The sequence below is a fragment of the Acidovorax sp. genome (assembly GCF_027492855.1).
Classification (GTDB): domain Bacteria; phylum Pseudomonadota; class Gammaproteobacteria; order Burkholderiales; family Burkholderiaceae_C; genus Acidovorax.
This window is the reverse complement of the sequence record NZ_JAPUDY010000104.1, coordinates 1-4,997: the sequence shown is the minus strand read 5'-3', so window position 1 is coordinate 4,997 and position 4,997 is coordinate 1. Positions and strand designations below refer to the sequence as shown.

At 61.3% G+C, this 4,997-nt stretch carries 7 protein-coding genes and 1 pseudogene; 5 read left to right on the top strand and 3 right to left on the bottom strand.

Annotation, left to right across the window (positions count from 1 at the left end; genetic code table 11):
* Positions 1-527: extracellular solute-binding protein (locus tag Q0105_RS20615; protein WP_298214633.1), on the bottom strand; the 527-nt coding region annotated here is incomplete at its 3' end.
* Between the two features lie 133 nt (positions 528-660).
* Between Q0105_RS20615 and Q0105_RS20610 the strand changes: the two genes are divergently transcribed.
* Together Q0105_RS20610 and Q0105_RS20605 are read left to right on the top strand one after the other, a co-directional pair.
* Positions 661-1,077: a Mor transcription activator family protein gene (locus tag Q0105_RS20610; RefSeq protein ID WP_366145941.1), complete on the top strand. Its 417-nt coding sequence runs from the start codon at positions 661-663 to the stop codon at positions 1,075-1,077.
* Between the two features lie 47 nt (positions 1,078-1,124).
* Positions 1,125-1,460, top strand: a complete 336-nt coding sequence (locus Q0105_RS20605; RefSeq protein ID WP_298214631.1) for a hypothetical protein — start codon at positions 1,125-1,127, stop codon at positions 1,458-1,460.
* A 59-nt stretch (positions 1,461-1,519) separates the two neighbouring features.
* Here the strand turns inward: Q0105_RS20605 and Q0105_RS20600 are convergent, their stop codons facing one another.
* Positions 1,520-1,720, bottom strand: coding sequence for a hypothetical protein (locus tag Q0105_RS20600; RefSeq protein ID WP_298214629.1), 201 nt, complete (start codon positions 1,718-1,720; stop codon positions 1,520-1,522).
* Between the two features lie 808 nt (positions 1,721-2,528).
* Positions 2,529-3,077, bottom strand: coding sequence for a phasin family protein (locus Q0105_RS20595; protein ID WP_094290910.1), 549 nt, complete (start codon positions 3,075-3,077; stop codon positions 2,529-2,531).
* A 199-nt stretch (positions 3,078-3,276) separates the two neighbouring features.
* Here Q0105_RS20595 and Q0105_RS20590 point away from each other — a divergent pair, with 199 nt between their 5' ends.
* From Q0105_RS20590 to Q0105_RS20580, 3 genes and pseudogenes are all read left to right on the top strand, one after another.
* Positions 3,277-4,215: a histone deacetylase gene (locus Q0105_RS20590; protein ID WP_298214625.1), complete on the top strand. Its 939-nt coding sequence runs from the start codon at positions 3,277-3,279 to the stop codon at positions 4,213-4,215.
* A complete protein-coding gene (locus tag Q0105_RS20585) occupies positions 4,212-4,676 on the top strand; it encodes a thioesterase family protein (protein WP_298214621.1) in 465 nt (154 codons plus the stop codon). Before Q0105_RS20590 ends, Q0105_RS20585 begins: the two co-directional genes overlap by 4 nt.
* A 199-nt stretch (positions 4,677-4,875) precedes the next feature.
* Positions 4,876-4,997, top strand: a pseudogene (locus Q0105_RS20580) (nicotinate phosphoribosyltransferase); the annotation flags it as partial.

Here is a 4,997-nt window from a genome sequence, read left to right as displayed (position 1 = left end):
AACAGGCTCAGGTTGTAGGGGTGCGAGCCGGAGCGGATGCACAGCTTGCCCTTGTTCTTGGGGTCGCCCAGCTCTTCGTAGGTGTCCACGTCGGCTTTGTCCATCTTGACCTTGTTGTACACGATGACACGTGCGCGGGTGGACAGGCCGTACCACGCAATGCTGCCGTCTGCCGCAGGGGCGCCGCGCAGGTTGGCGGGAATGGCGTCGTTGAGCACTTGAGACTTGATGGGCTGGAACAGGCCATCGACTTCACCCTTGTACAGGCGGGCGGCGTCCACCAGCAGGATCACGTCAGCGGGGGAGGCCGTGCCCTCTGCCTTCAGGCGGGCGAGGATGCCAGCGTCGTCCGCATCCACGCGGTTGATCTTGATGCCGGTGGCCTTGGTGAAGCCCGTGTACAGGGCTTCGTCCGTGGAATAGTGGCGGGCCGAGTAGAGGTTCACGACCTGCTCCTGGGCAGAAACGGCGCCAGCAGCGGCGGCCAGTGCACAGGTGCAGAGCAGGGCTTTCACGGTCTTCGACATGGATGCGTCTTTCGGAGGTTGGAATGGCCGCCATGATAAAGCGAAACGCGAATTATTCTTAATAAATTCCTCAGATGGACCAGGGATTCCGGGCTGGCCTGATACAGCGCAACGGCGGTGGCCGATGTGATGCCTGCTCAAGCGCCATGAGCTGCTGGAAGAGCTGCAGGCGGTGATCGCTCGCCAGTTGGAGGAAATGGGAACGGCCCCCGATGCGGCCTCGGTCATCGGCTCGTCGGCCGTGGACTACCTGAGCACCTACTGGGCGGGCCAGGTGATGACTTTCCCGAAGGACGCGCAGTACAAGCTGACGCTCAAGGAGTTGGAGATTTACGACCAGTTCGACGGCCTCAACAAGGACGACCTAGCGCGACGGTATGACACCGCGCGGGATGGGGAAGTTGCTCAAGCGGATTCGGGACAAGATCAAGAATCAGAACGCGGCGGCTGCAGCCGCTGGGCAGCTCGATTTGATCGACGGCCAGCTCTGAGCAGTGCCGCCGGGGAGTGGGCCAACACGACCGACTGGCTAGCATTGCCGCACTGCTAGACTTTCAGCTATCGGCCAGGAGTGGTCATCCGTAGACGAGGAACGTTATGACGACACTGCTAGATTCGGCCTCCCGCAATCCTCAGCACAACCTAGAACTGGAACTGTGGGATCTCCAAGCCCTGGAAGAGTTTGAGGCGAGAGCAAGCCGTGCTCAACCAAAATTGCTGCGGGTGGGAGCGCATTTGTACAGCGCGATGGCACTTGACCAGCTTTTGGCCAGGCTTGCTCAGTTTGAGAAACTCAGCCGCGTCGTGGTGGCGGATGACCGCGTGTATGACCGAGATATGCCTTCGGTAGAAATGTCGTTCAAATCGGCGTTTCCCAGAGCGCAGCTTCAATGGAATTCCGATGGAGTCATTGCCGGTAAGCACGGGCGTTAGTGGCGTAGTGACCGGCTGCTTCGGGCCCGAAGCAGACATCCGAGGAACTACAGCTCGCTCTAGGTTCGATACAGTTGTCCGCGCTTCCTCAGTAGCTTAACCGCCGCATCGGCCAGCTTGTCATCCTCAATGATGGTCACCATGAGTTGACCCTTCTCGTCGATGAACCCTGGCATGACATCGTCTATCAAGACGCATCGCGCAATGGGGATGCCGTCATAGGTTAGCGCACGCACAACTTCTTCTTCGGTGAACTTCATGGTGTCCGATGTCCGTTCATGGCCGATAGCCGGCAACATCGGACCGTTTGAAATTTGTCGCAGCGGCTATCAAATTCGACGACTCCGCACCCACGCATTCGCCTTGCTGCTTCGCGTTGCGACGAATCCCTCTGGAAGATCTGCAAGCTCCGCAAGGGTTGGGTCACTATCGATCATCTGCCCTAGCCCGACAACTCGCGTATCTGTATCCGCAAAAGCCCCGCCATCGAGGAACTGCCAGCCGCCATCGTCCTCATCGTGTGAGACTTGGAGCACGTCGCTGTCTCCCGCCACCACTCGATGCAAAGCGATAACTGCTAGGTTTCTTGGTTGTTGGAAGTTCCAGGTCATGTCGTTAGCAATGTCCGCTTCTGGCCGAAAGCTGTAGTCTAGCCTCGGGGTTCAGATTGCCTCCTTCGCAGAGCCCGGCGCTGTTCCATCGGTTGCAACTTCATTTCAACGGCACGTTTCGAGTCATCCCGGGATAGCCCAAAAAATCCCAGTTTTCGCGCCGCGTGGAGTGGTGGTTATCTCAACTCCCTTCAGCCTGCAACAGGTTGATCCACTGCACGGGGGCGGGGGCGCCGTGCAGCAGTGCGTGAAGGCGCCAGGACGGATGGATGGCGCGCAGGCAAAAAAAAGCCCGGTCGTAAAACCGGGCTTTAAAAGGATCCTTGAAACGGGGGTTTCGAGAGGATCCAAGGAGACAACTCGTGCGCCGCAAACTGTGTTGCAGCGCGTGAGAGGATTATCAGGGTATTCCCTTGCCGCTGCCTAGAGTTTGCACTCCAGACAGCAGCCATCCAGATTAGCGCTTGCGGGGAGCAGCGGTCTTGGCGGCGTTGGCAGCGGTGCTGGCCACGGCGTTGAAGTTGGCTTCGGCCACGTCGGAGGCTTGCTTCACGGCCTTTTGCACGGATTCGAAAGCGTTGTTGGCGGCAGAGACGGCGCTCTTCATCACGGCCACGGCGGTTTCGGAACCGGCGGGGGCGTTCTTGGCTGCGCTGTCCACCAGGTTGGTGAATGCCTTTTGTGCGTCGGTGGCTTGCGATTCGAAAGCCTTGCCGAATTCAGCGCCGGTGCCCGAAGCGATGTCGTACAGGTGGCGGCTGTAAGCGGCGGTCTTTTCAGCCAGGGGCTGGAACAGGCCTGCTTGCAGGGCCAGCAGTTCTTGTGCGTCCTTCACGCCCAGCACGGCTTGGGTGTGGTTGGCGGCTTCCGACAGGGCAGCGCGCGAAGCGGTCACGTTCAGTTCAACCAGCTTTTCCACGCCTTCGAAGGCCTTGGTGGTCAGACCGAACAGGGTTTCGATGTTGGCTTTGTGCGAGGCCAGGATTTGTTCAGCGGTCAGCGTCATGTCATATCTCCTAAAAATGGGACCCAGAGGGCCAGGGTGGTTTCCAGACATCTGCGCTGACCCTGACCTAGAAAGTCATGTTGCAGTGCAGCATGGGTCGAATTTTAGGGGATTGGTGTGTGATTGCAAGTATTTTTTGTTGCACTGCAGCAAATTAGGGATGGTGCCCCAGAAACCTGCGGCTTGCCACAATCGCGTCATGTTTGCCTATTACGCCGACCACTTCGTGCTGCCCTTGCCCGAAGGCCACCGTTTTCCCATGGCCAAATACCGCATGCTGCGTGACCGGATTGCGCAGCACCTGCCCGGCGTGGCGCTGCAGGTGGCGCAGCCCGCGTCGGATGAAGATCTGGCGCTGGCGCACACGCCCGACTACATCCATGCCATCACACAAGGTAGCTTGGCGCCCGCCGCGCAGCGCGAGATAGGGTTCCCCTGGAGCGAGGCCATGGCCGAGCGTGCGCGGCGCTCGGTGGGGGCCACGGTTGCAGCCAGCCGCCAGGCACTGCTCCATGGCGTGGCGGGCAACCTGGCGGGTGGCACGCACCATGCCTATGCGGACAAGGGCAGCGGGTTCTGCGTGTTCAACGATGTGGCCGTGGCGGCCCGGCGCATGCAGGCCGAGCAAACCGCAGCGCGGGGCCGGGGCGGCCTGCCGCTGCAGGTGGCCGTGATCGACCTGGACGTGCACCAGGGCAATGGCACGGCGCATATCTTTCAGGGCGACGACAGCGTGTTCACCTTGTCGCTGCACGGCGCGCGCAACTTTCCTTTTCGCAAGGAGGCGAGCGACCTGGATGTGGAACTGCCCGACGGCTGCGCGGACGAGAAATACCTGCAAGCGCTGGATGAAGCCATGGCGGTGCTGGACCAGCGATACACGCCGGACCTGGTGTTCTACCTGGCCGGGGCCGACCCGCATGTGGGCGACCGCCTGGGGCGCCTGGCCGTGACCCATGACGGCCTGGAGGCGCGCGACCGGAGGGTGTTCGACTGGGCGTGGCAGCGGCGGATTCCGCTGGCCTTTGCGATGGCGGGCGGCTACGGCAACGATCTGGAGGACACGGTGCAGGCGCAGCTCACCACCTGGCGCGTGGCCTGGCAATACCACCAGCGCTGGCAGAATGTGCGGCCATGACTTCTGCCGCTTCGCCCACGCCAACCCGCCCAGCCCCGCAGCCGCGCAGCGCCTACCCGGTGTTCCGCACCATCACCACCCGCTGGGCCGACAACGATGTGTATGGGCATGTGAACAACGTCGTTTATTACAGCTGGTTCGACACGGCGGTGAACGCGCACCTGATCGACCAGGGCGTGCTCGACATCCATGCGGGCACCACCATCGGCCTTGTGATCGAGACCCAGTGCAACTACTTCGCGCCGCTGGCGTTTCCGCAGACGGTGGAGGCAGGCATCCGCGTGGCGCGCCTGGGGGGCTCCAGCGTGCGTTACGAGGTGGGCTTGTTTGCGCAGGGCGAGCCGCTCAGCGCCGCCGCCGGCCATTTCATCCATGTGTATGTAGACCGCGAAACGCGCCGCCCGGTGCCCGTGCCGGATGCGCTGCGCGCCGTGCTGCAGGCCCTGGTGGTGGCGGGCTGAGCGTGTGCGCCTTGGATGCTATAGTTTGTATAGCTACTGGCGCTTTATGGATAAGCGCTAGAGGCCGATTTTTCTTGAATTCTGGTAGAAACTGACGGATACGAGCGTGCCCCTGTGGGGTGGCCCGCGATGGCCTACACTTTGTGGCTCTGCTGAGCGGCTTGCCGCACCCTGGCACCATCCTGCGTCTACCCCGTCCATGATCATCACCAGCCTGCTCGACACCGACCTGTACAAGTTCACCATGATGCAGGTCGTGCTGCACCAGTTTCCGGGCGCGCAGGTCGAATACAAGTTCAAGTGCCGCAACCCCGGCGTGCA